This is a genomic window from Cognatundibacterium rivi, assembly GCF_018139565.1.
GTDB classification, from domain to species: Bacteria; Pseudomonadota; Gammaproteobacteria; order Burkholderiales; family Burkholderiaceae_D; genus Undibacterium; species Undibacterium rivi.
Genome location: NZ_JAGSPK010000004.1, coordinates 109676 through 135815 on the forward strand (window position 1 = coordinate 109676; position 26140 = coordinate 135815).

20 protein-coding genes, 2 tRNA genes and 1 riboswitch are annotated in these 26140 nt (G+C 49.6%); of the genes, 14 read left to right on the forward strand and 8 right to left on the reverse strand.

What is annotated here, in order from left to right; genetic code table 11:
• Positions 1–74: 74 nt before the first annotated feature.
• Positions 75–1349 (reverse strand): phosphoribosylamine--glycine ligase, encoded by a 1275-nt coding sequence (gene purD / locus KDM87_RS12255; RefSeq protein WP_212679362.1) that lies wholly within the window; start codon positions 1347–1349, stop codon positions 75–77.
• Between the two features lies 1 nt (position 1350).
• On the reverse strand, positions 1351–2076 hold the full coding sequence (locus KDM87_RS12260) for a YebC/PmpR family DNA-binding transcriptional regulator (protein WP_200180222.1): 726 nt from the start codon (positions 2074–2076) through the stop codon (positions 1351–1353).
• Positions 2077–2533: 457 nt separating this feature from the next.
• On the opposite strand from KDM87_RS12260, the gene KDM87_RS12265 reads away from it, so the two are divergent.
• From KDM87_RS12265 to KDM87_RS12280, 4 genes are all read left to right on the forward strand, one after another.
• Entirely contained in the window at positions 2534–3445 is a 912-nt protein-coding gene (locus tag KDM87_RS12265) for a DMT family transporter (protein ID WP_212679546.1), read from the forward strand.
• Between the two features lie 8 nt (positions 3446–3453).
• Positions 3454–4428 carry a quinone oxidoreductase family protein gene (locus KDM87_RS12270; RefSeq protein ID WP_212679363.1) on the forward strand — a complete coding sequence of 325 codons (975 nt, stop codon included), beginning with the start codon at positions 3454–3456 and terminating at the stop codon, positions 4426–4428.
• 11 nt (positions 4429–4439) lie between these two features.
• On the forward strand, positions 4440–4577 hold the full coding sequence (locus KDM87_RS12275) for a hypothetical protein (RefSeq protein ID WP_212679364.1): 138 nt from the start codon (positions 4440–4442) through the stop codon (positions 4575–4577).
• An 82-nt stretch (positions 4578–4659) separates the two neighbouring features.
• Entirely contained in the window at positions 4660–6831 is a 2172-nt protein-coding gene (locus KDM87_RS12280; RefSeq protein WP_212679365.1) for a DUF1631 family protein, read from the forward strand.
• 10 nt (positions 6832–6841) lie between these two features.
• On the opposite strand, the gene KDM87_RS12285 is transcribed toward KDM87_RS12280, so the two are convergent.
• Positions 6842–7471 carry a DUF4136 domain-containing protein gene (locus tag KDM87_RS12285; RefSeq protein ID WP_212679366.1) on the reverse strand — a complete coding sequence of 210 codons (630 nt, stop codon included), beginning with the start codon at positions 7469–7471 and terminating at the stop codon, positions 6842–6844.
• A gap of 298 nt (positions 7472–7769) precedes the next feature.
• On the opposite strand from KDM87_RS12285, the gene pepN reads away from it, so the two are divergent.
• The 10 genes from pepN to KDM87_RS12335 all read left to right on the forward strand — a co-directional run bounded on the left by pepN (position 7770) and on the right by KDM87_RS12335 (position 18407).
• Positions 7770–10448: an aminopeptidase N gene (gene pepN / locus KDM87_RS12290; protein ID WP_212679367.1), complete on the forward strand. Its 2679-nt coding sequence runs from the start codon at positions 7770–7772 to the stop codon at positions 10446–10448.
• 120 nt (positions 10449–10568) lie between these two features.
• A complete protein-coding gene (locus KDM87_RS12295; RefSeq protein ID WP_212679368.1) occupies positions 10569–11570 on the forward strand; it encodes a class 1 fructose-bisphosphatase in 1002 nt (333 codons plus the stop codon).
• A gap of 231 nt (positions 11571–11801) precedes the next feature.
• Positions 11802–12770 carry a cell envelope integrity protein TolA gene (gene tolA / locus KDM87_RS12300; protein ID WP_212679369.1) on the forward strand — a complete coding sequence of 323 codons (969 nt, stop codon included), beginning with the start codon at positions 11802–11804 and terminating at the stop codon, positions 12768–12770.
• A 66-nt stretch (positions 12771–12836) separates the two neighbouring features.
• Entirely contained in the window at positions 12837–14063 is a 1227-nt protein-coding gene (gene tolB, locus KDM87_RS12305) for a Tol-Pal system beta propeller repeat protein TolB (protein ID WP_230407772.1), read from the forward strand.
• Between the two features lie 33 nt (positions 14064–14096).
• Positions 14097–14633: a peptidoglycan-associated lipoprotein Pal gene (gene pal / locus KDM87_RS12310; RefSeq protein WP_186885095.1), complete on the forward strand. Its 537-nt coding sequence runs from the start codon at positions 14097–14099 to the stop codon at positions 14631–14633.
• A gap of 103 nt (positions 14634–14736) precedes the next feature.
• A complete protein-coding gene (gene ybgF / locus KDM87_RS12315; RefSeq protein WP_212679370.1) occupies positions 14737–15510 on the forward strand; it encodes a tol-pal system protein YbgF in 774 nt (257 codons plus the stop codon).
• A 71-nt stretch (positions 15511–15581) separates the two neighbouring features.
• Positions 15582–15657, forward strand: a tRNA-Lys gene (locus KDM87_RS12320).
• 54 nt (positions 15658–15711) lie between these two features.
• Positions 15712–15787 (forward strand) — tRNA-Lys (locus tag KDM87_RS12325).
• Positions 15788–15942: 155 nt separating this feature from the next.
• Positions 15943–16851, forward strand: coding sequence for a class I SAM-dependent methyltransferase (locus KDM87_RS12330; RefSeq protein WP_212679371.1), 909 nt, complete (start codon positions 15943–15945; stop codon positions 16849–16851).
• Between the two features lie 98 nt (positions 16852–16949).
• Positions 16950–18407, forward strand: coding sequence for a Ppx/GppA phosphatase family protein (locus tag KDM87_RS12335; RefSeq protein ID WP_212679372.1), 1458 nt, complete (start codon positions 16950–16952; stop codon positions 18405–18407).
• Positions 18408–18555: 148 nt separating this feature from the next.
• Here the strand turns inward: KDM87_RS12335 and KDM87_RS17955 are convergent, their stop codons facing one another.
• The 5 genes from KDM87_RS17955 to panC all read right to left on the reverse strand — a co-directional run bounded on the left by KDM87_RS17955 (position 18556) and on the right by panC (position 26138).
• Positions 18556–20295, reverse strand: a complete 1740-nt coding sequence (locus tag KDM87_RS17955; RefSeq protein ID WP_212679373.1) for a methyl-accepting chemotaxis protein — start codon at positions 20293–20295, stop codon at positions 18556–18558.
• 678 nt (positions 20296–20973) lie between these two features.
• Positions 20974–23109, reverse strand: coding sequence for a TonB-dependent siderophore receptor (locus KDM87_RS12345; RefSeq protein WP_212679374.1), 2136 nt, complete (start codon positions 23107–23109; stop codon positions 20974–20976).
• A gap of 58 nt (positions 23110–23167) precedes the next feature.
• Positions 23168–23266, reverse strand: a riboswitch (TPP riboswitch).
• Between the two features lie 127 nt (positions 23267–23393).
• Positions 23394–24278: an EamA family transporter RarD gene (rarD, locus tag KDM87_RS12350; protein WP_212679375.1), complete on the reverse strand. Its 885-nt coding sequence runs from the start codon at positions 24276–24278 to the stop codon at positions 23394–23396.
• 133 nt (positions 24279–24411) lie between these two features.
• Entirely contained in the window at positions 24412–25299 is an 888-nt protein-coding gene (locus KDM87_RS12355) for a cobalamin-binding protein (protein ID WP_230407753.1), read from the reverse strand.
• On the reverse strand, positions 25299–26138 hold the full coding sequence (gene panC, locus KDM87_RS12360; RefSeq protein WP_212679376.1) for a pantoate--beta-alanine ligase: 840 nt from the start codon (positions 26136–26138) through the stop codon (positions 25299–25301). Before panC ends, KDM87_RS12355 begins: the two co-directional genes overlap by 1 nt.
• Between the last annotated feature and the right edge of the window lie 2 nt (positions 26139–26140).

The window sequence follows — 26140 nt, forward strand, 5'->3', positions numbered from 1 at the left end:
TTCAAAAAGCAAGACGGGTTGGACATAGTCCAACCCATTCGTTGTTGCGCAGGGAATACTCCCCGTGAGCATTGTCAGTGCTTGCGGTTCAGTGCGCGCCAGCCGATATCGCGACGGTATTGAGCGCCGTCAAAATGAATTTTTTCAACAACATCGTAGGCATGTTTTTGTGCAAGTTTGACTGTGTCGCCGAGGCCGACCACACACAAAACCCTGCCGCCATTGGTGCTGAGTACCTTGTCGTTCAGCACTGTGCCAGCATGAAATGTAACACTGTCCGGTGTTTCTGTTGGAATACCCGTAATTTTGTCACCTTTACGTGGGGCATCAGGGTAACCAGCGGCGGCCATCACGACACCCATCGCTGTGCGTCGATCCCACTCAAGTTCTACGGTGTCCAGCGTGCCGTTGACCGCATGTTCCATCACATTGACCAGATCGGTTTTCAAGCGCGCCATGATAGGCTGAGTTTCAGGATCACCCATACGGCAATTAAATTCCAGTGTCTTCGGCGTGCCGTGTTCATCAATCATCAAACCAGCGTACAAGAAGCCTGTGAATACGATACCGTCTTTTGCCATCCCCTGTACTGTCGGCACAATGATTTCGCGCATCACGCGGGCGTGCAACTGTGGTGTGACAATCGGTGCCGGAGAGTATGCGCCCATACCGCCGGTATTCGGGCCTTCATCGTTATCCAGCAAGCGTTTATGATCCTGACTGGTTGCCAGCGGCAAAATATTTTTACCGTCCACCATGACAATGAAACTGGCTTCTTCACCGGCTAAAAATTCTTCAATGACGACACGTGCGCCAGCATCACCGAGCTTGTTGTCAGACAGCATCATGTCAACGGCGGCGTGTGCTTCATCCAGACTCATGGCCACCACGACACCTTTGCCCGCAGCGAGACCGTCCGCCTTAATGACGATAGGAGCGCCTTTGGCTGAGATGTAATCGTGCGCGGCCTGAACGTCGGAGAAAGTCTGATATTCGGCGGTTGGAATCTGGTGACGATGCATAAACGCTTTGGCAAAGTCTTTAGAACTTTCCAGTTGCGCCGCCTCTTTCGATGGACCAAAAATCTTCAGACCACGGTCACGGAAAATATTCACAATGCCTGCTGCCAGTGGAACTTCCGGGCCAACGACGGTCAGTTCGATCTGCTCTTGTTGAACAAAATCGGCCAGCGTTGCCGGATCAGTGATGTCGATATTTTTGAGACGGATGTCCGTTGCAGTTCCACCGTTACCAGGGGCAACGAAAATCGTCTGTACCCGCTCAGACTGAGCAAGTTTCCAGGCAAGAGCGTGTTCGCGGCCACCAGAGCCGACAACCAGAATTTTCATATTATTCTTCTACGATGGCGTTGGTATAAACTTCTTGTACGTCGTCCAGATTTTCAAGTGCATCCAGCAATTTCTGCATTTTGGTCGCATCTTCACCGGTAAAGACGGTTTCTGTCGCAGGTTTCATGGTGACTTCGGCAACTTCCGGTTTGAAACCAGCAGCTTCGAGTGCGGCGCGGATATCTGACAGATCAAATGGCGCGCATAATACTTCGATACCACCTTCTTCATCGGTAACCACGTCATCTGCACCGGCCTCAAGCGCGGCTTCCATCAGCGCATCTTCGTTTGTACCCGGCGCAAATAACATCTGGCCGCAGTGTTTAAACATGAAAGCAACAGAACCTTCCGTGCCCATGTTGCCGCCGTATTTATTGAACGCATGGCGTACCTCGGCAACCGTGCGGACGCGGTTATCGGTCATACAGTCAACGATCAGTGCAGCGCCACCGATGCCGTAGCCTTCGTAACGGACTTCTTCATAGTTTGCGCCTTCCAGAGTTCCGGCACCGCGTTGTATCGCGCGTGTGACGTTTTCTTTCGGCATATTGGCATCTGCAGCTTTATCGACGGCAAGGCGCAGACGTGGGTTGGAATCGACGTCTTCTCCACCCATACGCGCTGCTACAGTAATTTCTTTAATCAGACGCGTCCAGATTTTGCCGCGTTTCGCATCGGTAGCCGCTTTTTTATGCTTGATATTGGCCCATTTACTATGTCCTGCCATGGTCGCTCTTTCCTGAATTGGCAATTGCTGAGCCATCTGGTCAGCGGTTTTGCCTAGCTTAGTTTGATATTGAAGACGCGCATTTTATCATACTGGCATGGTGGAAAATGCCGAAATCAACCGTCCGATCGGCTTATAGACACACCACTCATCTGTCTGAATAATCCTTCAAAGCGCCCCTGTTATGGTAAAGGGTGATGACGTTCAACCTTGTGTACGCTCCACCTTATTAGCCTGAGGTATTTCGTCCGTTCTTGTATTTCGCCTTTTGCTGATGCGTTTGCAAAAAATGATATCAACCACACATTGCGTTTTGGCCAGATGTTGCAAGTTGCCTACAATAAACGTGTCTCAATGATTTGTAATTGACGCTATTCCAGTCTGAGCTGCAGTAAATGGGATGTTCTCACTTCTCCGTTTCCCTCTTATTTTGTCAGATGGCCTTACAATTCCGGCTATGCATTCACAACAATTAAACTCTCATACGCGGCAGCATTATCTTGGCGGACTCGCCATAGCCATCGCTGGCGCCATTCTGTTTTCAACCAAAGCCATCGTTGCCAAGCTGATATACCGGTATCAGGTTGATGCGGTGACTCTGATTACTTTTCGCATGGCTTTCTCGTTGCCGATTTTTGCGGCGATCGCCGTCTGGCAAATGAGGAATTCATCTCCTTTGCCCGTTTCTGACCGGTGGCGCCTGGTTGGGTTGGGATTGGTCGGTTATTACCTTTCCTCATTTTTAGATTTTCTTGGCTTGCAGTACATCACTGCCGGGTTGGAGCGTTTGATACTGTTTCTCACCCCTTCATTTGTTCTGCTGATGTCAGCGGTATGGTATCGCCGGAAAGTCTCGATGCTGGAATGGGCGGCTTTAGTCGTTAGTTATTTTGGTATCGTCCTGGTGTTTTTGCACGATCTTGAGTTTGGTGGAAAAGATGTATTGCTTGGCTCGGCAATGGTGCTGGGCGCGGCTGTCTCTTATGCTGTTTATCTTATCCAGTCCGGGCAAATGGTACGTCAACTGGGTTCTTTGCGACTGGTTTCTTATGCCATGTGCGTGTCCAGTGTTGCCTGCATCGGTCAGTTCTTTGCGTTACGCCCCGTATCAATGTTGCTGCAGCCAGCGCCTGTCTACTTTTTATCTGTCATTAATGCGATATTTTGTACGGTATTGCCCGTGTTTATGACAATGATTGCAGTGCAGCGCATAGGCGCGGCGACTGCTTCACAAGCGGGCATGATAGGTCCTGTATCCACTTTGTTTTTGGGCGCTTTTTTTCTCGCTGAGCCGATCACCGGCTGGCAGATAGCTGGTACGGTGTTGGTGATGGGTGGGATGTATTTGTTAACCAGAAAAAAAATGTAGGAGGAGATATGGTCAAAGCAATCAGGATGCGCAGTGTAGGTGGTCCCGAAGTAATGGAATATGTGGATGTTGAATTAGGTGTTCCGGGGCCGGGCGAAGTTATCGTCCGGCATAAGGCATGTGGCCTCAACTACATCGATGTTTATTTTCGCACCGGTTTATATCCACAAACTCTTCCGGCAGGTTTAGGGATGGAAGCCGCTGGTATCGTTGAAGCTGTCGGCGATGGCGTGCGTCATGTTGCTGTCGGCGACAGGGTTGCATATGCAGGCCGCCCTTTAGGCGCTTACTCAGAGGCGCGTGTCATGCCGGCTGCACAATTGGTTCGTCTGCCTGACAGCATTTCGTTTGAGACTGCGGCGGCAATGATGTTGCAGGGATTGACGGTGCAATACCTGTTTCATCGTACCTATCCACTCAAGGGTGGGGAAACCATACTTTTTCATGCTGCTGCTGGCGGTGTGGGCTTGATTGCCTGTCAGTGGGCACGCGCAATAGGCGTCAATATGATTGGAACCGTAGGATCGGACGAAAAAGCTGAGCTGGCAAAAGCGCATGGATGCACTCATGTTATTAATTACAATAAAGAGAACTTTGTTGAACGTGTAAGGGAAATTACGGAAGGCAAAGGCGTCTCGGTCGTTTATGATTCTATCGGCAAGGATACGTTCACCGGCTCTCTGGATTGTCTTGCTCCGCTTGGTATGATGGTCAGTTTTGGCAATGCTTCGGGCCCTGTCCCTGCGTTTTCTCTGAGTGAGCTGGCTTCACGCGGTTCTTTGTTCATTACCCGGCCGAGTTTGATGAATTACACTGCAAACAGAGTTGATTTGGAACAGATGGCGTCACATTTGTTTACGATGGTTGAAAGCGGAAAAGTTAAAATCGACATCCGTCAGCGTTATTCCTTGAGTGAGGTTGCCCGTGCGCATCAGGATCTGGAAGCACGCAGAACAACAGGGTCGAGTTTATTGATTCCATAGGGCGAACAACTATGCTTCCGAAAGAAAATGAAAGACTGCCAGCCGATGATGGGCGTCCGAAGTTTGGACGTCTGCTGCTGGTTTTGTTTGCTGCCGTCATGTTGATCGTGCTGATTACAGTCGCAACCGAGGCTTACTACACGAATTAAGCGCAGCGGGAAATCTCTTCACGATGAACCGTTTGCTTATCTGAATGACGTTCTGATTTTTTTATACACCGAGTCTCGAATTATGGATACTGTTCCTTTAAACACCGCCAAAGTCAGTGAATTTTCGAGTTCGAGTCGTTTGCTGATGTTGCAAAGTCTGGTGCCTGTTGCCACCAATCTTATTTCGTCGCAATTAGAGGCATTTACGTCGCGATTAACGGATGCCTTATTTAAAATTTCTGACCAGACATTGCAGCCGGAAGAGGCCGCAAGCAGTTTTCAGGCTTGCCAGTTATTGAAACGGAACCAGACCACTTTTTACCGTTTGTTGGCATCGCAGATTTCAACGATGCTGATGAAAGAAGTCAGCGCGATTAATACCCGCAAACGGCTCAAAGATAATCACGATATCAAGGATATTTCTCTCGTTACTTTCGAGGAAATGGAAAATAAAGTTCTGACCAATAATCTGACGAAATCGCTGGAAGTAAACAGCGCAGAAAAATTGGTGGAGCTGAATTGCCGCATCGGCCTGGTGATGAAGCGCACACCAATTACTGTGTCGCAAAATCCCTTTCGCCCAGAAATCTTTGTCAATGCGGTATTGCAGGCCTGGATGGAGCTGGAATCAACGACTGTGACGCCACATCTGATCATACGGATCATGCAACCCGATTTATTTCTGAATTTAAATTCAGTTTATCAGGGGGTGAATGACGCGTTGGCTGAGCGCGGTATCGTGGTCGATACTGATGCCGTGAAGCGGGAAAACAAAAAACGGCATGCTCCGCTGAAGAGTGAGGATCTTGATTCACGCGATCCTTATCTGCAAAATAAATTAAGAAATATTTTTTATCCTCAGGCGTCTAAAGAGCGAAATCAGGCCGGCGGTGTTGGTACGGTTGCGCAAGATGGTGTGGGTCAGTCAGGGCACCTTCAATCATGGTTGCCTGCTGGTGGCGCGGTGGATACGGTAACGATAGATCGTCAATTCTTTGATTATCTGACTGGGATGCAAAAGCAGATTCAGCAAAACCAGTTGGCGCAGCCGGAAGACCGATCGCACCTGCGTCGTTTAACACAAGAAGCTTCTGCGGGCGAATTAACCCATATTGATCAGAATACGATAGAACTGCTGGCAAGAATCTTTGATTATGTGTTCAGTGACGACAGTATTCCGGAAGAAATTAAAAGCCTGATCGGACAACTGCAGATACCGACGCTGAAGGTTGCTTTACTCGATAAAGATTTCTTTTTTAAAGAAAATCACCCTGCACGGGTATTGATTGATACCCTCGCAAAATCCAGTGTGCTGTTGGGGAATGATGCAACCAGTGAAGATCCTTTGTATCAGATGATAGAAGGCATCGTTGATCGGGTTCAGCAGGATTTTGATCAGCAGATCGAATTGTTCTCTGATGTGGTTGCAGATCTGGAGGCATTTCTTAAAAGTGAAGAAGCACAGACTGAACAGGCAATTTCGGAGCCGGTAGAACAAGCGCTGAAGCAGGAAAAAATGCGTCTGGCGCGCGAGTTTGCTGAAAATGATGTTGCGATCCGCACCGACACTGGAGAAGTTGCCGGATTTGTCGAAGAATTTTTGCGTAAGCAGTGGATACGTATTCTGACCATTGCACACAATGTCAAAGAAGAAAAGCCAAACGCACTCGAAAATGCGTTGCGGACGATGGATGATCTGATCTGGAGTCTGAAACCGAAAAATACGTCCGAAGAACGCAAAGAGTTGGTCAGTAAGCTTCCCGCAATGCTGACTTTGCTGAACGCCTGGTTAAATGCGATCAAATGGGATGAGCCGGACCGGGTTTTGTTTTTTTCCAAATTGGCCGAGCGCCATGCTGCGATTGCCCGGGCTCCCTTAGAGTTGTCACCACGCCGTCAACTGGAAATCGCCGTCAATATTGCACAACGTGCGAGCGAGAAAAGACTGAACCGTCATTTCGTTGATCAGAATGAACAGGAATCGGACGAGTGGGGACAGATGGTCGAGGGATTGGAGCGCGGCGTCTGGTTTGATTTCACAACCACTGCAGGCGTCACAAACCGCTTCAAACTGGCATGGGTAAGTCCGAAACGGACCCGCTACATTTTTACAAATCGTCAGGGACACGATTCGTTTTCTATATCTCGCGAAGAATTGCTGGCGCAGTTGAGAAATGGTGATGCCACGATTGTTTCTGCTGAATCAATCGTGGATCGCGCACTGGTTGAGGCTTTGCGCGACCCACCGAATTAAGCTGATGTGCTTATTTTTTTAATGGCAGTTCTATCGTTCTGGTACTGCCATTAATACCCGGGAACCCCTGCAGGGCACTCTCTATCAGATAAGGCATCTGTTCAGTGATCTGCTGACTCAGTTGTTCTGTGCTGACTTTAATGTCGGCCAGTTTTTTTCCGCTCTGGAAGTCGCTGATGTTGATTTCCAGTTGATGCAGATAGTAACGCCGGACACTGAAATCGAGGTTTCTGCTCATGTAGTAGGGGCTGCCGAAATAATACGGTGAGTAAGGTGAAAAACGATAGCCGCGACTGAAATGCATTTGCCAGAATGGGTCATACATTGCCGGAGCCCATGGCGCAGACACCTGAATTTCACCCAGACTCGTTCCGTACTGCATGCCGATTTTTAACGCTGGTGTCATTCCCGCTGTAACTTCCTGAAAACCGTGCAGACCTAATTGTTGCCTGAGTTCCTCTTCATACAATTTGTATTCTGGATTGTTTTCTTGGGATGGCGATCTTTCGACGATATACGACGTCGCTTGTTTATTTCCCGGCCATTCGTGAAATACACTGACCTGGCTGGTGAACGTGCTGGCACACCCTGTCAGCAATGTACTGATGAAGAAGATGGTCCAGGATAAGAAACTTTTCATAGCTTTGCTCCAAATCTTAAGATAGATTCATGATAGCGATCATTCCGCCTCGTTGCAGAAATTTTTGTATTGATTTGTATATGAAAACGCCTTGCTCGGGCTGATGATAACGGCAATTCCGATTCATGGTTTTCAATAAATTGGTGCGTTCACGACAGGCAATAAGCAGATCTCGTTCTGTATTTATTGCGCTATCTTTCTCTGGTTTAAGGTGTTGTGCTTTTTGTCTTGGTAAAATGATGGTCTCACAAAGTTCATAAGACTTTGATTTATACTATTTTCGCGAGATTCCAAGGCCATGCGTAACGATACCGTCATCACTCCTCAAGCCATACTTCGTCAAGAATACGTCGCCCCGGGTTACTGGGTTGATACTGTAGAAATGGGTTTTGATCTGGATCTCAAATCTACGCTGGTTGCCAATCGCATGGTCATGCGACGCAATCACGCCAGTACGGAAAAAGATCTGGTGCTGTCCGGCGAGTCCCTGAAATTAGTGCAATTGCGCTTGAATGGGGTAAAACTGAAGAAAGCCGACTATCAGATTGATGGTGAGACGCTGCGCATTTCGAATGCACCCGATGAAGTGACGCTGGAAATCACGACCCAGATACAGCCTTCGAAAAATACTTCGCTATCTGGTTTATATGCCTCCAAAGGAAATCTCATCACCCAGTGTGAAGCTGAAGGTTTTCGTAAAATTACCTGGTTTCCTGATCGCCCTGATGTCATGGCGAAATATACGGTCATGCTGCGCGCCGATAAAAAGAAATTTCCAGTATTACTGAGTAATGGCAATCTGATTGACGAAGGCGATCTTGATGATGGGCGTCATTTTGCCAAGTGGGAAGATCCGTTTAAAAAACCTTCTTATCTGTTTGCTTTGGTTGCTGGAACGCTGGTCTGTCAGGAAGAAAAATTCAAGCTGAAATCGGGACGCAAAGCATTACTGCAAGTCTGGGTGGAAGAAGGTAATCTTGATAAAACCCAGCATGCGATGGACTCGCTGAAAAAGAGCATACGCTGGGACGAAGAACGTTTTGGGCTGGAACTCGATCTCGACCGCTTCATGATCGTCGCCACTGGTGATTTCAATATGGGGGCGATGGAAAACAAGGGTCTGAATATTTTCAATACAAAATATGTATTGGCGAATTCCAGCATTGCTACCGACATTGATTATGCCGGTATCGAATCCGTGGTCGGACATGAATATTTCCACAACTGGACCGGTAACCGGGTGACTTGCCGCGACTGGTTCCAGTTGTCTTTGAAAGAAGGTCTGACTGTGTTCCGTGATCAGGAATTCTCAGCCGATCTGGTTGGTACGACGACGGGGCGCGCGGTTAAACGTATCGAAGATGTGCGTGTGCTACGGCAGGTGCAGTTCTCCGAAGATGCCGGCCCTATGGCGCATCCGGTGCGCCCAGATTCCTTCGTTGAAATCAATAATTTTTATACGGTGACGATTTACGAAAAAGGTGCCGAAGTTGTTCGTATGTACTACACCTTGCTCGGGCATGATGGCTTCCGTAAAGGAATGGATCTGTACTTTGAGCGCCACGATGGCCAGGCGGTTGAGTGTGATGATTTCCGCGCTGCGATGGCGGATTCGAGCGGGCGTGATCTGACGCAGTTCGAGCGTTGGTATAGTCAGGCCGGTACGCCACGTGTCAGCGTGGTGACGGCTTATGATGCTGAAGCACAAACTTACGATATCAAGCTGACGCAGTCTTGCCCGGCCACTCCGGGTCAGGAAAAAAAATTACCGTTTCATATCCCTGTTGCGATGGGTTTGCTTGATGCTGAGGGAAAAGATATCCCCTTGTATTGCGATGACTACCCTGCGCAGGCGGGGGCAACGAATCTGGTCATTGAACTGACTGCCGCATCGCAAACCTTCAGGTTTAATAAAGTCGCCAGCGAGCCTGTGCCATCTTTGTTGCGTAATTTCTCGGCGCCAGTTGTTCTGGATATTGATTACACCGATGAAGAACTGGGATTGTTATTTGCTAATGACAGTGATCCATTTAACCGCTGGGAAGCAGGGCAGCGCCTTGCCACCCGCCGTCTGGTTAAATTGACGAAAGTGTTGCAGACAGGCGAAGAACTCTCGCTGGATGACTGGTTCATCAATGCATTGCGTAACACACTGAACGACGAGTCCCTTGATCCTGCGTTCCGCGAGCTCATGCTGACATTACCATCCGAAGCGATGATTGCAGAAGCATTTGATGTGGTTGACCCGCAAGCGATACATACCGCCCGTCAGTTTGTGCGCGCGACGATCACTCGTCATTTGAAAGCAGATTTGCTGCATGCCTATGAAACTCACCAGACACCGGGGAAATACCGTCCCGATGCGGCATCGATGGCAAAACGTAGTCTGAAAAATCTGGCTCTTTCATACTTACTCGAATGGGCAGATGAAAGCACTTTCGATCTCGCGCATCTGCAGTTTAAAGAAGCCGCAAACATGACAGACCGGCTGGCAGCATTGGCGGCACTGACAAACTTCAATGGCACGGAAAAGCAGCAGAAAAAATCAGAGAAAGCGCTGCGCCGCTTCTTCAAAGATTTCAAAAAAGAAGATCTGGTGATCGACAAGTGGTTCATGTTGCAGGCAACAGCACATACAACCGATGTGGAAAAAGTAAGAGAGTTAATGCAGCATCCGGCTTTCACCTTAACGAATCCGAATCGCGCGCGTAGCTTGGTATTTAACTTCTGCAACGCCAACCCATCGCGTTTCCATGCGGCTGATGGCAGTGGCTATGCGTTGTGGGCTGAATTGGTGATTGCGCTGAATAAAATTAACCCACAGGTGGCTGCCCGCCTTGCACGTAGCCTCGACCGATGGAAAAAATATCCGGTCGGTTTGCAAGCACATATGAAATTAGCCTTGCAAAAAGTAGCGGCGACGAAAAAATTATCCAAGGATGTCGCTGAAGTCGTCAGCAAAGCGCTGGCCGCATAAGTTTTTTTCGTTTGCAGACACATAGGTAATCTGCGGGGCGTGGGCCGAAAAGCAGCCAGCACCCGCATATTTGATTAGTCATTTGATTATTGAATTTGAGTTTTTAACATAAGGAACATCATGAAACGTGTCAGTCTGACCCAGTATCTGGTTGAAGAGCAGCGTCTGAATAATTCTATTCCTGCAGAGTTGCGCTTACTGATTGAAGTCGTCGCCCGTGCCTGCAAAACCATCAGTCATGCAGTTGGAAAAGGTGCGCTCGGAGAGGTTTTGGGCAGCGCCGGTAGTGAGAATATTCAAGGTGAAGTACAAAAGAAACTGGATATTTTGTCGAACGAGATTTTGCTCGAAGCAAATGAATGGGGTGGTCATCTGGCCGCAATGGCATCCGAAGAAATGGAAACCATACACCCGATTCCGAATCGTTATCCTATGGGCGAATACATGTTGTTGTTCGATCCGCTGGATGGTTCCAGCAATATCGACGTGAATGTTTCTATCGGTACGATTTTTTCAGTTCTGAAAGCACCGGAAGGGATGGCTGCGCCAACCGAGCAGGATTTTCTGCAACCGGGTAGCAAGCAGGTCGCCGCCGGATATGCGGTCTATGGCCCGCAGACTGTGCTGGTGCTGACCACTGGTAACGGGGTAAATTGCTTCACGCTGGATCGTGAAATGGGTTCCTGGGTGCTGACCCAAAGGAATATGCGGATTCCTGAGGACACCAAGGAATTTGCAATTAATGCGTCGAATTCACGGCACTGGTATCCGCCAGTCACGCGCTATGTCGATGAAATGCTGGCTGGTGTGACTGGCCCGCGTGAAAAAGATTTCAATATGCGCTGGATCGCTTCTATGGTGACCGATGTGCATCGCATCTTGTGTCGCGGCGGTATTTTCATGTATCCGGCCGATAAACGCGATACAGAAAAACCAGGTAAGTTACGTCTGATGTACGAAGCGAATCCTATGTCATTTATCGTTGAACAAGCTGGTGGCGCATCGACTGACGGCAAACAGCGGATGCTTGATGTTCAGCCGACAGCTTTGCATCAGCGTGTTGCTGTTTTCCTCGGCTCTAAAAACGAAGTGGAGCGCGTGACCCGTTATCATCAGGAATAACAGGTTTTATCGGTGAAAATAAGAAAAGCGGAGCAATATGCTTCGCTTTTTTATATGGCCATGTCACCGTATACCTGGATTTTCTTTGAAAAGTACTGAATTTTGCAAAAAATACGGCGAATTTCATGGAGGGGTTTATAATTTCGCTATGTGCTGTATCAAATTAATCTTTCGCCACCAAAATTTCAGGCTTATCGGAACTAATCCGTTGCAGGCGAATCATAAAAGGTTATGAATCAAGTTTCTATTTCAGCTTATCCAGGCAACCTTCACCAATCTCAGGCAGGTAACTGGCGTCCGGTCGTTCTGGCGGCGCTCGTCCATGTTTTATTGTTAGGTTTTTTGTGGATTGGTGTGAGTTGGCAAAATAAAGAGTCAACAGCCGTTGAAGCTGAAGTCTGGGACATGACGACGCGCGAAGCCGCACCGGTTGCGGTTGAAATTCCTCCGGCACCACCTCCAGAGCCAGAACCTGTCAAATTAAAAGACATTCCCCCACCGCCTCCTGTTGTAAAGAACGACTTGCCAAAGGAAGATCCTGAGATCGCTTTGCAGCAAGAAAAGAAACGCCTGCTCGCAGAAAAGAAAAAAGCGGAAGAACATCAGCGTGCACTTGCTGAGGAAAAGCGTCAAGCGGAGCAGGAATTGCAGGCGAAAAAAGATAAAGAGCGTGAAAAATTACGCGAAAAAGAGCGCGAACAGGAAAAAGAGCGTCAGAAAGAAAAAGACAAAGAAAAAGAACGCGACAAAGAAAAAGCAGAGAAACAAAATTTAGCGGATCAAAAAGCGCAACAGGCTAAAGACAAAGCAGCCAGCGACAAGCTGTTTAAAGAAAATATGCAGCGTTTGTCAGCACAAGCTGGTGCCACCGGTAGCGGTGGAACGGGTACCGCCGCGAAATCAACCGGAAATAACCGTGGTGATCCAAGCTACATGGCAAAAATTGCCGCTAAGGTTCGCTCAAATACCATTTACAGCGGTGTTGACGCAGTTGCTGGTAATCCGACAGTTGAGTATAGAATTGAGCTGATTCCCGATGGCTCTCTGCGTGGTGCGATTAAAAAACTGAAGTCGTCCGGTAACCTGGCGTTTGACGATGCGGTAGCGAAAGGTATAGAGAAATCTGCTCCCTTTCCTAAAGATAAAAATGGTCAGGTGCCTGGAACCCTGGATTTTGCTTACAAAATGAAGGAAGAGTGATAGGTAATGATGTCTTTTTTGAAAAAAATTATTGTTCGTGTCGTACTCGCTTCGGCAACTGGCAGCATGTTGATTGCGCCAGCCAGTGCACAGTTACGTATTGAAATCGCCGGCGTTGGATCGAGTCAGATTCCGGTGGCGATTGCTGCATTTGCGGATGAGGCGATGACGCCGCAGCAAATCACCGCCATCATTAAAGATGATCTGAACCGCAGTGGTTATTTCAAAATTATCGAGGCTGGCGCGGTCATTACTGAAACCAGTCCGGTTAATTTTGATGAGTGGAAAAAGCGCGGTGCCGAAGCGCTGGTGGTCGGCAGTGTGCAGCGTCTCGCCGATGGTCGCTTTGATGTTCGCTACAAGTTGCTTGATACGATGAAATCGGCCTCTTTGTCGGGCTTTTCTGTTGCGGCAACACCTGAAAACACACGCAAAACGGCGCACAGGATTGCGGACGATATTTATGAAAAACTGACTGGAGTGCGTGGTGCATTCTCGACGCGCATCGCTTACGTGACCAAGGCCGGACGCGAGTATCGTCTCGAAGTTGCTGATGCTGACGGCGAAGGTGTCCGTGTGGCTTTGCGTTCAAATGAACCGATTATTTCGCCATCATGGTCGGCGGATGGCACCAAGGTTGCCTATGTATCGTTTGAAGCCAAAAAACCTGTGATCTGGGTACAGAATCTGATGACGGGTGAACGCAGAGTGATTGCGAATTACAAAGGCAGCAATTCGGCACCAGCCTGGTCGCCGGATGGCTCAAAGTTAGCGATCGCACTGTCACGTGATGGGTTGACGCAGATTTATTCCGTCAATGCCGACGGTTCTGGACTGCAACGCCTGACCAACAGTAGCGGTATCGACACTGAACCGCAGTTTTCGGCCGATGGCCAGTCAATTTACTTCCTGAGTGACCGCAGTGGCGGCCCGCAAATCTATCGCATGAACAGTAATGGTGGCGAAGCTAAGCGTGTGACTTTCAGCGGGAGTTATAATATAACGCCGCGGATTTCACCGGATGGTCGCACTTTAGCTTATATCTCGCGTCGTGAAGGTAAGTTTCAGTTGTATGCGCTTGATTTAGTCAGTGGTCAGGAACAAAGACTGTCAGACACAAGTAAAGACGAATCCCCAAGCTTTTCGCCAAATGGTCGCTACATCATGTACGCAACCGAATCGGGACGTCGTGGCACTTTGGCAGTGGTTTCTGTCGATGGTAAAGTTAAACAAAAATTGACGGTGCAAGCCGGAGATATTCGGGAGCCCACCTGGGGTCCTTTCATGAAATAAGTTGTAATCACTTTTTTTTAATCAGGAGAGAAAATGCGCTTCACATCCCAATCCAAAACTCTGGCTATGCTGGTTTCCAGCGTTGTTCTGATGACTGCTTGTGCTTCTAAAGTACCACTCGAAGACAAAGCAAAAATTGAAGAAAAACCAGTTGCAACAACTCAGACTCCGGCTGACCCAAATGCGGTTAAAACAGTTGACACAGGTTCTGTTGATCCTTTGAACGATCCAAAAGGTGTTTTGGCGAAACGTAGCGTTTATTTCGACTTCGATAGCTATGTCGTTAAAGATGATTACAAATCTGTCGTTGAAGCGCACTCCAAATATCTGAGCACAAACAAAGGCCGTAAAATCCTGATCCAGGGTAATACGGATGAACGCGGCGGCAGCGAATACAATCTGGCTCTGGGTCAGAAACGTGCTGAAGCTGTTCGTAAATCGATGAGCCTGTTGGGTGTTTCTGAAGCGCAAATCGAGGCAGTGTCTTTGGGTAAAGAAAAACCAAAAGCAGAAGGCCACGATGAAGCAGCTTGGGCAGAAAACCGCCGTGCTGATATCGTTTATCAGTAATAGCAGCGTAGTTTAAAAGTGCCCTTGGCGGTCTTTTGAGCTTATTTGACGCCGGATTCCTCACTCAGGATATCCGGCGTCTTTCATTCTATTTTTGATTGCTATGAAATTGACTTCTATTCGTCGTTCTTTTGCCATTGCTGCTTTGTCAGCGGCTTTTTCTACTGCCTTGATTCCTTCGCTGGCATCGGCAGGAATTTTTGATGACGATGAAGCGCGTAAAGCGATTCTGGATTTACGCTCTAAAGTAGATGCCGTAAATCTTCGTCTGGATAATAAACTCGATACCAAAGCGGACAAAGGTACAGCGCTGGATCTGGCGAATGAAAATGAGCAACTGCGTGCCGAGATCGCTAAATTGCGCGGACAGGTGGAAGTGTTAGCGAATGACATCGCCAATACCCAGCGTCGGCAGCAGGATTTTTATGTCGATCTCGATAATCGCCTGCGTAAGATTGAGCCTAAGCGCCTGACGGTCGACGGCAAAGAGGCAACGGTAGAGCCAAATGAACAGCGCGCTTACGACAATGCGCTTAGTTTATTTAAGGCCGGTGATTATAAAAATTCCGTAGCGTCGTTCAACAGTTTTCTGGTGGCGTATCCACAGTCGGCCTTTGCTGGTTCTGCGCAGTACTGGATGGGTAATTCCTATTATGCGCAACGTGACTGTAAGAACACGATTGTGGCTATGCAACAACTGGTGAAAGTGTATCCGGATCACCCTAAGGCCCCCGATGCATTGCTCAATATTGCGGGTTGCCAGACCGAGATGAAAGATAAAAACGCGGCTAAAAAGACGCTGGAAAGCCTGATTGCGCAATATCCGGAAAGCGAAGCGGCGCATGCAGCGAAGAACCGTATGACATCGGCGAAGTAAGTCTGACAAGGATTTAATCCTGTTCATGCCATTGACAGTGGCCTGAAAACACCATATAATTTCGGTCTTTCGGGTCGTTAGCTCAGCTGGTAGAGCAGCGGACTTTTAATCCGTTGGTCGCAGGTTCGAATCCCGCACGGCCTACCACGAATACAAAAAAGACTTATGTCATGTAAGTCTTTAATTTTTTTAGCAAGTTTTGGGTCGTTAGCTCAGCTGGTAGAGCAGCGGACTTTTAATCCGTTGGTCGCAGGTTCGAATCCCGCACGGCCTACCAAAACAAAAGGACTCAGGTGTATGCCTGAGTCCTTTTTTGTTTTTCCAATCATGATGAGAGAAACCGAGACCGGCACAATGCAAACTTTTGTATTGTTCTCCCATCGCCTGTGAATTGGAATTATCATTCCTGATTAGCTTAGCGGACAGTCCATCATGAAAAAGCCTGAAGTCAAAAAAAGCAAACAAAACAAATCAGACGGGCAACGCGGGCAGGATGCTACCGATAACAACGAAAAGCATGAAATTCGTCCCGGTCAGTCGCTGGAGTTACTCAAAGAGCTGCACATCCTCACGCGCGATGGCAAACTGAATCAGGATAGTCGCCGCAAACTCAAGCAGGTTTATCACTTATATCAATTCATTGAGCCTTTACTGGAAAGTCTGCAAAAAGACCATGCGGATATCAGTCTGGTTGATCATGGGGCAGGGAAGTCCTATCTCGGTTTTATTTTGTATGATCTCTTTTTTAAAGTCGGGCAATCGCAAAGCAAAGCGCATATCTACGGGATTGAAACCCGCGATGAACTGGTGCAGCGATCGACAGAACTTGCCCGGCGCCTGAATTTTCCGGGCATGTCTTTCCTGACTTTATCCGTGGCAGATTCGATTACCTCAGATCAGTTGCCAGACCGGATTGACATCGTCACCGCATTGCATGCGTGTGATACTGCAACAGATGATGCGATACAGTTTGCCCTGAAAAAGAAGGCGAGATTTATGGTGCTGGTCCCTTGTTGCCAGGCCGAAATTGCCGCTGAATTGCGCAAAAATAAGGGCGATGCTGTGCGTAATAATCCCTTATCTGAAATGTGGCGTCATCCCATACATACGCGCGAGTTTGGCAGTCAGATTACCAATGTGTTGCGTTGTCTGCAGTTGGAGGCACATGGCTATCAGGTCCGGGTGACCGAGCTGGTAGGATGGGAGCATTCGATGAAAAATGAATTAATCATTGCCGAATACAAAGGTTTGCCTGCGAAACGTCCGGCCGAGCGACTGGCGGAAGTGCTGAAGACGACGGGGCTGGAATCTATGCAGCGACGTTTTTTTGTCACACCGTAAATCTGGCGTCACTTGCAGGTCACAAAAAATGATTAATATCATTTTCACTCTGACGTGCTGTATCTCTCTCATGGTATTGATAGTAAAGGATAGAAAACATGCTGGCTGCCGTTGACCTTGGTTCCAACAGTTTTCGTTTGCACATCGCGCGCCATGAAGGTGACGCGATTCGTGTCGTGAAAAGCGCGCGTGAACCTATCCGGCTGGCGGCAGGGCTTGATGCCGATGGTAATCTGACACCGCAGGCGATACAGAATGCCGTTGATTGTCTGGCGCGCTTCCGTGAAATTCTGAATGCTTACCCGATCGACAGTGTCCGTGTTGTTGCGACGAATACGATACGCATCGCTAAAAATTCTGCTGCGATTTTGCCGCGTGCCGAAGCGGCGATCGGTCATCCGATTGATGTGATTTCCGGTGAAGAAGAGGGCCGCCTGATCTACATGGGCGTATCGAATGCTATACCTGTGCCGGATGAGCGTCGGCTGGTGATGGATATTGGTGGTGGCTCGACGGAAGTGATACTCGGGCGCGGGCACGAGATCATCAAGGTGGAATCGTTCAGCATAGGCACCGTCAAGCATAGCGCCAGTTTTTTCCCGGACGGGCGCCTGACGGAAGCGGCTTTTGAAGCGGCTATTTTGTCCGCTCGATCGATGTTTGAAGATGCCGCGCCACCGTATCAGCCGCAGCACTGGCGCAAGGCTTACGGTTCGTCTGGCACGATGCGGGCGATTGCCGATGCGATCGTCAACAATGGTCTGGGCGATGGCAAGCTGACCTTAAAAAGTCTGAATGCACTGAAACAATACTGCATCCGCAGCGGACAACTCAGCGAACTTGAATTGACTGGTATCAAACCCGAGCGCGTCGCCATGGTGATCGGCGGGCTGGCCATTCTGATCGGGCTAATGGCGGAATTTAATATTGAAGTCTTGTTGCCGGTTGAAGCGGGTCTGCGCATGGGGGTCATGTGGGACTTGTATTTACGTGCGACCAAACGCGACCGGCGCGAAGTGTCGGTGCAGAAAATTACCCAGCTTTTTCATATCGACATGTCACGTGCCAATCGCGTTGCAGAGATGGTGAAATCGATTTATCAGCAACTCAAACCGGCATCCGATACCTATTTGCGCTTGTTGTACTGGAGCGCGATGTTGCATGAAGTAGGCATGGTCGTTTCTCACACGGGTTACCATAAGCATGGTGCTTACATGATAGAGAACGCCGACATGGCGGGATTCACCACCAGCGAGCAGAGAATCATGAGCAAGCTGATCCTGAGTCAGAAAGGTAATTTGCGCAAAATCAGCGAAGGTCTGACGGAAATGGATTTTGCCAAAGCGGTGTTGGCATTGCGTCTGGCGGTGATGCTGATGCACTCGCGCGCGGAAATTGACTATGAAGATATTCGCCTCAAAATGAAAAAGAATATCGAACTCGACATGCGCCGCGATTGGGTTTCTCTGCATCCGACGGTGGCGTACTGGTTGCAAAAAGAAACCGAATGCTGGCGTGAGGTTGGCATGGATTTTCTGGTGCGGGCAAACGTCTGAAACCAGAGAACGCAGATTCATAAAAAAAGCTCGCAATATGCGAGCTTTTTTTTATGAACTGTTTTTATGAAGTTTTTATGCGCTTATTTATGCGCTTATTTATGGGGCAGCACGAGTTCCTTAGCCAGCGAAGCTCGTGCCGATACGTTTAAAATTCTTCCCAGTCTGCGCTTTCTTTTGTTGCTGCCCGTTTTGTTGTGCTCGCAATTTTTTTCAGCGGCTGCGCCTGACGCTGACTGGCAATCCGTGGCGCTGCCTTTGCTGGTGCAGCGCGTAATGTGTGTGCGGATGTGTGCGAGAACGTGGGCGAGGATGTGCCGACGATAGTTTGCGATGTATCCAGCTTAAACATGCTGACCACGTTTGCCAGATTTCTGGCCTGGTCTTGCATCGCAGCGGAAGCCGCCGCAGCTTGCTCTACTAACGCGGCGTTTTGTTGCGTGACCTGATCCATCTGGATGATGGCCTGATTCACTTGTTCTATGCCAGACTGCTGTTCATGGCTGGCCGCCGTGATTTCGCTCATCACATCGGTGATGCGATTGACGCCAGTGACAATTTCCTGCAACGCGAGACCCGCTTCACCTACCTGTTGCGAACCCAGTCCTACCTTTTCAACCGAATCATCAATCAGTGTTTTGATTTCTTTTGCGGCAGCAGCAGAGCGTTGCGCCAGATTGCGGACTTCTGATGCGACCACGGCAAATCCGCGCCCCTGTTCACCGGCGCGCGCTGCTTCCACTGCCGCGTTCAGCGCAAGAATATTGGTCTGGAAAGCGATGCCGTCAATCACGCTGATGATGTCGACAATTTTCTTGGATGAGCTGTTAATGGCTTCCATGGTGTTGACGACCGTCGTGCCCGCCACGGAACCTTTCGCAGCCACGTCGGCGGTGGACAAGACCAACTGATTTGCCTGGCGTGCATTTTCTGCGTTTTGCTTAACGGTCGACGTCAGCTCTTCCATGGAAGCCGCTGTTTCTTCAAGCGAGCCTGCCTGTTCTTCGGTGCGCGCAGATAAATCCAGATTGCCTGAGGCAATTTCGCTGGAGGCAGTTGCGATCATATCGGTACTCTGGCGTACCTCGCCAACGACTTTGGCGAGACTCTGGCGCATGCTCTTCATCGCGAACAGCAGGCTGTCCTGATCATTTTCACGGGTGTGGACATCAATCGTCAGATCGCCTGCGGCAATACCTTTAGCGATGTCGGCCGCATATTCCGGTTCGCCGCCGATGGCGCGCTCAATATTACGTGCCACGATGACGATGATTGCACTTAATACGATGCCGATACCTGCGAGCAAAAAGATGGAATTCCACAGATCTTTGACGAATGCATCCGTCAGATCATCAAGGTATAAGCCGGTGATGAAGGTCCAGTCCCACGGCTTATAGGTCAAAACGTAGGCGCCTTTAGGAAATACCTGTTTCTGGTCTGCATTGCCAGGTTTAGGCCATACATACTCTATCCAGCCTTCACCGGCACCTTTGGCAATGGTTGAGACATTACGATAGAAATACTGTCCGTTGGCATCCTTGAAGTCGCTCGCATCTTTACCGACGAGTTCTGCTTTGATCGGATGCATCACCACAGTCGGATGAGAATTAATCACCGTGTAGTAACCATCCTTGCCGTAGCGCATGGCTTTTAGGCGCGTCAGCGCTTGTTTTTGCGCTTCTTCGAGTGGCATGGCGCCAGAACTGACCAGCGCCGCGTATTCTTTTACTGTTGACATGCCGACGTCCGTCGCAAATCGCAAGGCGATCTGCCGTTCTTCAAAACGGTGCGCTTTATTTTGCAATACATTCACCGTGCTGATACCGAGCAGGCAAAGCCAACTAATGATGAGTGGTAAATAAAGTTTGCTACGAAAGCTGAGTTTCATGTCTCTTCCTGTCTTGTTAAAGAAAATTTTTTCTTAAGGGGGGATACAAATGCGGCATATTTTCTGTGATCTGAGGCAGGGGTAAAAAACACCTCATTGTTCACGGTTTGCAGTCACTGGCTGATTCAGATTAATTCAGCCCGGTCGGACGCTGGCAGATAAAGATCGGGTAACTTTATCCAAACCGATTTAGGCAATCAAAGCGATCAATTCTATATCAGACAATATGTTAATATAAAAAAGTTGATTTATATCAACATTGCGCCAATAACAACAAAATTCAGTTAATTCCGATCTTTTGCTTTATCTGTCAGCAAGGTGTGTTGAAACACGTCTTTTTTTGATTGAGAAGTCTCACCATTCAGACTTCTGCCCTGCGTTTGATTTGTAAAAGACGTGTTCTGGCTTCTTGTTTTTAGTAAAAACAGGGGAGTATGTTGAGTTTTTGCTTAAATCTCATTGAATCTATTGGGTGTTAAAAAATACTCCCCCCAGTATATTTTGATGGATTGTGCTTGCTGTGATCTGCCGACAGACTGAATGCCGATGAGTCCCGAATGGAATCCGGAAGTGAAGCTGATAATGAAGCGACAATAAAAAACGACGATCGCCATCGCGTATCGTCGTTTTTTATGGAGATGACTGCGCTGTTTCAGCGCAGGTCAGCTTGTCGTGACATCAGAAATCAAACTGTGCGGACAGTTTGTAAATCCGTGAGGCGCCGGGTAGCAAGTAGCCGCCGAGGGATTGCGTGACATCGCGCCAGTAGAATTTATCGAATGCATTGTCGATGTTGAAGCGCAAGGTCGTTGCGGTACCGCCTAAGCTGGTCACATAACGTGCCCCCAGATTCACCACCTGATAGCCGGGCACGATCACCGCGTTATCCGGCGAATAGGCTTTATTGCCGGAATATTGCCAGCTCGCGTTCAGATTCAACCCTTTCACTTGCGCCACGGCGTAGTCGGCATAGATGCTGGATTTCAGCTCAGGCACGTTCAACACGCGCTTGCCATCCAGTGCGGCATTCCCTGTGTCTTGCTGTTTCGCTTGGAGTGCGGTGATGCTGGCGCCGAGGTACAGTTGCGAACTCAACTTACCCTGTGCCGAGAGCTCCAGCCCGGTATGTTGTGCTTCGCCGTTTTGTACGTAGGCATTCGCGCTATTGGTGTATTCGAGCGGTTTCTGAATGCGGAAGACGGCCGCGGTCAGGCTCAGATCACGGCTCAGCTCGGTTTTGATACCGAATTCCAGTTGTTTCGAACGTGCCGGATTCAGCATCACATTCTGATTGCTGGTGCCGAAAGGCGCGATGCCGCCATGCTCCAGCCCTTGCGCAAACGAACCGTAGAAAGACATGGATTGCACAGGCTGATACACCAGCGCTGCATTCGACACCCAGGCATTGCGGTCGTAACCGGGGTTATCGAGCTGGCTGCGTGTTATGTGCAGGTGACGCACGCCAGCGTGCAGTTTCCAGCTGTCGCTGAGGCTGATGATGTCTTGCGCGAATACTGACCATTCTTTATCGGTACGACGCAAGCTGGCGGCGCCCGGCTGATTTGGCGAGGGTGCAACGGCGACCGGGTTATACAGATTGCTGGTGCCAGCGAAGTCGTAAATGTAATCGCCAAAATAATCTTTACGGCGCGAAGTCGATAAACCCGCTGCGAATGTATGAGCAAATACGCCGGTATTAAATTTACCACTGAGCAGCGCCTGCGTGCCGGTCATCGATTTCGATTCATTCAGGCTGCGATAGTCATACATATCGTAATCACCATTCGCGCAATAGCCCGGAGCCAGATTGGCAGAACTGCAGCCATACGGAAAAGCGGTGTAATCGTCGCGTTTGAATTCATGCTGATTGGCGGCAAAGCTGGCGTTCCAGTCCGCGTTAATTTTGTATTCAAAACGCAGACCCACATTGGTGTTGCGGGTATCGACCGGTTTCGCCCACGGCTGTTGATTCAGCATCATATCGGCGCTGATATTGCGTGGCAGATCGGTGCCATTCGTGAGCTGAAAGCCGGGTACTGAGAGCTGTGATTTGTGCTGGTAATCGAGATCGAGTTGCAGCAAAGCCTGCGACGACAAATGCCAGTCGAATGCGCCGGAAATAAACTGGCGCTCACCATTCGCCCCTTTGACATACGAGCGCAGGCGTTCGCCAGCGGCATTGATGCGATAACCGAATTGGCGGTCGGCGCTCATGCCGCCCAGATCGGCACTGCCATACAAGGTGCCGCGTTCAGAGATTTCCGTGGTGATGCTGCGCAGCGCGGAAGCAGTCGGGCGCTTGGTCACATAATTCAGTATGCCGCCCGGCGTGGCAAAGCCGGACTGAAATCCGGAAATACCTTTGAGGATTTCAACGCGTTCTTTATTTTCCAGCGGAATCGAGGCATCGCCCGGAATCGCAAAACCATCTTTGCGATAGCTGCTGGAATTATCCATTGCAAAACCGCGAATCGAGAATTGCTCGGCATAGCCGATGGCGTTGTAGGCATCATTCACACTGGCATCGAATTTCATCGCATCAGTGGTCTGGCGTATGCGCAAATCCTGCATTTGCAGCGTTGTCCATGCGGTGACAGAAAACGGCGTCTCGATCAGCGCGGTATCCAGAAAACCGGCGGCTTTGGTGCGTTCGGCTTTGGCATCGCTGAGGCGGTTGCCGCTGACGACGACTTCCGGTAATTCTTTTTCAGTCGATTGCGCGCGCGCCGTGTTCCATGCAAATGCCTGTGCGACAGCAAGCGCGATCAGTGATAAACGGCGTGGATGAAGATGATGTGCAGATGGGTTTTTCATGTTGTACTCTCGGTTGCGATGAAGTACAGCGCGGGAGTACACAAAAGGACGTGGCAGAGGCATGAACTTTGCGCTTCCCTTCGCTGGCATTATCCAGATCAGGTATAAGGGACTCTCTCACCCGGAAACAAAATTCCCAGGACCCCTAGCGAAGGCGCTACTTTAACATGAATCGTTTTGCGCCATCAAAAAAAGCACACCAGGTGTGCTTTTTTGCCTCAAATATACTGGGGGGAGTATATTTTAAACCCCAGTAAATACGCTGAGATTTGATGCAAACAGGCTCATACTCCCTGTTTTTTGGCTGCGAAGCTGATCCACATGCCTTCCATCGAATACACCAGCAGCGCTGCCCAGATCGCCATGAAGCCAAGCAGTTTATGTTGATCAAATGCCTCATGAAACACCCAGATGCCGAGCAATAATTGCACACTAGGCGCGATATATTGCAGCAGACCGAGTGTCGTCATCGGAATCCGCCGCGCACCGGCGGCAAACAGTAACAGTGGAATCGCCGTGATCGGGCCGCTGAGCGCGATCAGTATCTGCATGTGACTGTCTTGCGTCATAAACGCGTTTTGCCCGTGTAAAGTCAGCCACGCGAGATAAGCAAAAGCGAATGGGAACAGCAGTATCGTTTCCAGCGATAAGCCTTCCAGTGCGCCCAGCGCTGAGGTTTTACGCAATAAACCGTAAGTGCCGAAGGTGATCGCCAGCGCCAGAGCGACCCAGGGCAGATGACCGGTCTGCCAGGTCAGCCAGGCCACGCCGAGTGCGGCAAAGGCGACGGCCAGCCATTGACCGGGACGCAGCCTTTCCCGCAGCACCGCCGAGCCAATCAGAATATTCACCAGTGGCGTAATGAAATAACCCAGACTTGCATCCACCACATGACCGTCGTTGACCGCCCAGATATAGATAAACCAGTTGCTCGATAAGAGCAGGGCGCTGAGCGTAAAACCGGCAATCACTTTTGGCTGACGAAAAGCCGCGCTCAGCCACGACCATTGCTGGCGCCAGGCGAGTACCGCACCTAAAAACAGCAGCGACCATAACATGCGGTGGATCAGAATTTCTAAGGCGGGAATGCTGTGCAGTGCTTTGAAATACAGTGGAAACAGGCCCCAGACGATATAAGCCGAGCCTGCGAGGAAGATGCCTTTACGCATGTATCATATCCAGAAAAACGCCGCACTGCGGCTGACGCATGAATTATCCTCGTAAAGACAGAATCATGCTTGAGGGGTAACTTTTTGTTGTACTGAGCAGCGGCGAGAGCGCTCATGATCACAAGCGCCTGTTTTACTTTTCTCTGGCTGCGGCAATGTGTTTGCAGAGTGCTTCGGTGCCATCGAGTATGCGCGGCCCGGCGCGGTTCAGCCAGTCGCCATTCACCGCGTACAAATGATTTTTCTTTGCCGCAGTCAGCACAGAAAACTGCCGCCACTCATTCAGGCTGTCGGTGTTGCTGCCACCGGTGATGATGGCATCCGGGTTCGCTGCCAGCAAAGCTTCCACAGAAACGGTGGGGCTGATTTCTTTCAGCGCACCAAAGACGTTTTTGCCGCCGCATAAGCGTATCGCTGCCGAGACCATGTGCGTATCATTGAGCGTCATCAGCGGCTTGCGATTGACCTGATAGAAAACACTGACCGGTTTGTCGCGTGCGCTCTGATATTGTTGCTGCAGCAGCGACAGGCGGGAACGGAATTTGTCGGCCGCCGCTTTGCCTGCGGCAGGCGTGCCAGCCAGTATCGCCAGTCGTTCAAGCGAGGTGGCTACCATCTCATAATCGCGTGGTTCGCTTTCAAAAACGGTGATGTGATTGTCGCGTAATTTGTTGACCAGCAATTTACCGCTACCTGTGCCCCAGACGACAACAAGATCAGGTTTTAAGGCCAGCAATTTTTCCAGATCTAAAGCAAAGACGTTGCCGACCGATGGTAATGCCTTTGCGGCTGCCGGAAAATCACTGTAATCGCTGACGGCAACGATGCTTTTTGCGGCGCCAGCTTCAAATAATAATTCGGTCGCATGCGGCGCCAGACTAATGATTCTTTGCGCCGGTTTGTCGAGCGTAATCGTACGCTGCGCATCGTCTTTGACACTGACCGCCGCCAGACTGCCAGCGCTGACTAGCAGTGCAGGCAGCAGGCAGACGCTGCTAATCAGCATGCGCAGTGATGTCATCAGATTTCCAGATTGTCGATCAGACGGGTATTGCCGAGTTTTGCAGCGGCCAGCACCACCAGCGGTGCGCCTTGCGCAATATCGCCAGCAGACGGCGGTTGCAGATCGGCGCGTTTGCGAATCGCAATATAATCCGGTTTCCAGTGGCGATTTGCGAGGCTGGCCATAGCTTTACGTTCGAGTTCAAACATATCCAGATGACCGCCGCGGACTTCTTCTGCAACCTGATTCAACGCCTGATACAGCGCCGGTGCTTCAGCCCGCTCTTCGGCCGACAGATACATATTACGCGACGATAAAGCGAGACCGTCATCGGCACGGAAAGTATCGGCTGCGATAATTTCGGTTGGCAGGGCAAATTGCTTGCTCATATTTCTGACGATCATCAGCTGTTGATAATCTTTTTTACCGAACACGGCAACGCGTGGTTGTACGCAAGAGAATAATTTCAACACTACCGTGGTCACGCCGGTGAAAAAGCCGGGGCGGAATTCGCCTTCGAGAATATTGCCGAGATCGTCTGGTGGACGAACGCGGAATTCCTGCGGTTCCGGATACAAATCTTTTTCTGTCGGCGCGAACAAAATATACACGCCTTCTTTTTCCAGTTTTTCTACGTCAGCCTGGAAAGTGCGTGGATATTTGTCGAAATCTTCGTTCGGTCCGAATTGCAGACGATTGACGAAAATCGAGGCGACTACCGGGTCGCCATGTTTTTTCGCCAGTCGCATCAGCGACAGATGACCTTCATGCAGATTGCCCATGGTGGGCACAAATGCCGTGCGTAACTGACCGCTCAGATGGTCGCGTAATTCTTCAATGGATGAAATGATTTTCATGA

Coding starts and splice junctions, on each gene's coding strand:
- purD (WP_212679362.1), bottom strand. CDS start 1,349: ATGAAAATTCTGGTTGTCGGCTCTGGTGGCCGCGAACACGCTCTTGCC.
- KDM87_RS12260 (WP_200180222.1), bottom strand. CDS start 2,076: ATGGCAGGACATAGTAAATGGGCCAATATCAAGCATAAAAAAGCGGCT.
- KDM87_RS12265 (WP_212679546.1), top strand. CDS start 2,534: ATGCATTCACAACAATTAAACTCTCATACGCGGCAGCATTATCTTGGC.
- KDM87_RS12270 (WP_212679363.1), top strand. CDS start 3,454: ATGGTCAAAGCAATCAGGATGCGCAGTGTAGGTGGTCCCGAAGTAATG.
- KDM87_RS12275 (WP_212679364.1), top strand. CDS start 4,440: ATGCTTCCGAAAGAAAATGAAAGACTGCCAGCCGATGATGGGCGTCCG.
- KDM87_RS12280 (WP_212679365.1), top strand. CDS start 4,660: ATGGATACTGTTCCTTTAAACACCGCCAAAGTCAGTGAATTTTCGAGT.
- KDM87_RS12285 (WP_212679366.1), bottom strand. CDS start 7,471: ATGAAAAGTTTCTTATCCTGGACCATCTTCTTCATCAGTACATTGCTG.
- pepN (WP_212679367.1), top strand. CDS start 7,770: ATGCGTAACGATACCGTCATCACTCCTCAAGCCATACTTCGTCAAGAA.
- KDM87_RS12295 (WP_212679368.1), top strand. CDS start 10,569: ATGAAACGTGTCAGTCTGACCCAGTATCTGGTTGAAGAGCAGCGTCTG.
- tolA (WP_212679369.1), top strand. CDS start 11,802: ATGAATCAAGTTTCTATTTCAGCTTATCCAGGCAACCTTCACCAATCT.
- tolB (WP_230407772.1), top strand. CDS start 12,837: ATGTTGATTGCGCCAGCCAGTGCACAGTTACGTATTGAAATCGCCGGC.
- pal (WP_186885095.1), top strand. CDS start 14,097: ATGCGCTTCACATCCCAATCCAAAACTCTGGCTATGCTGGTTTCCAGC.
- ybgF (WP_212679370.1), top strand. CDS start 14,737: ATGAAATTGACTTCTATTCGTCGTTCTTTTGCCATTGCTGCTTTGTCA.
- KDM87_RS12330 (WP_212679371.1), top strand. CDS start 15,943: ATGAAAAAGCCTGAAGTCAAAAAAAGCAAACAAAACAAATCAGACGGG.
- KDM87_RS12335 (WP_212679372.1), top strand. CDS start 16,950: ATGCTGGCTGCCGTTGACCTTGGTTCCAACAGTTTTCGTTTGCACATC.
- KDM87_RS17955 (WP_212679373.1), bottom strand. CDS start 20,295: ATGAAACTCAGCTTTCGTAGCAAACTTTATTTACCACTCATCATTAGT.
- KDM87_RS12345 (WP_212679374.1), bottom strand. CDS start 23,109: ATGAAAAACCCATCTGCACATCATCTTCATCCACGCCGTTTATCACTG.
- rarD (WP_212679375.1), bottom strand. CDS start 24,278: ATGCGTAAAGGCATCTTCCTCGCAGGCTCGGCTTATATCGTCTGGGGC.
- KDM87_RS12355 (WP_230407753.1), bottom strand. CDS start 25,299: ATGACATCACTGCGCATGCTGATTAGCAGCGTCTGCCTGCTGCCTGCA.
- panC (WP_212679376.1), bottom strand. CDS start 26,138: ATGAAAATCATTTCATCCATTGAAGAATTACGCGACCATCTGAGCGGT.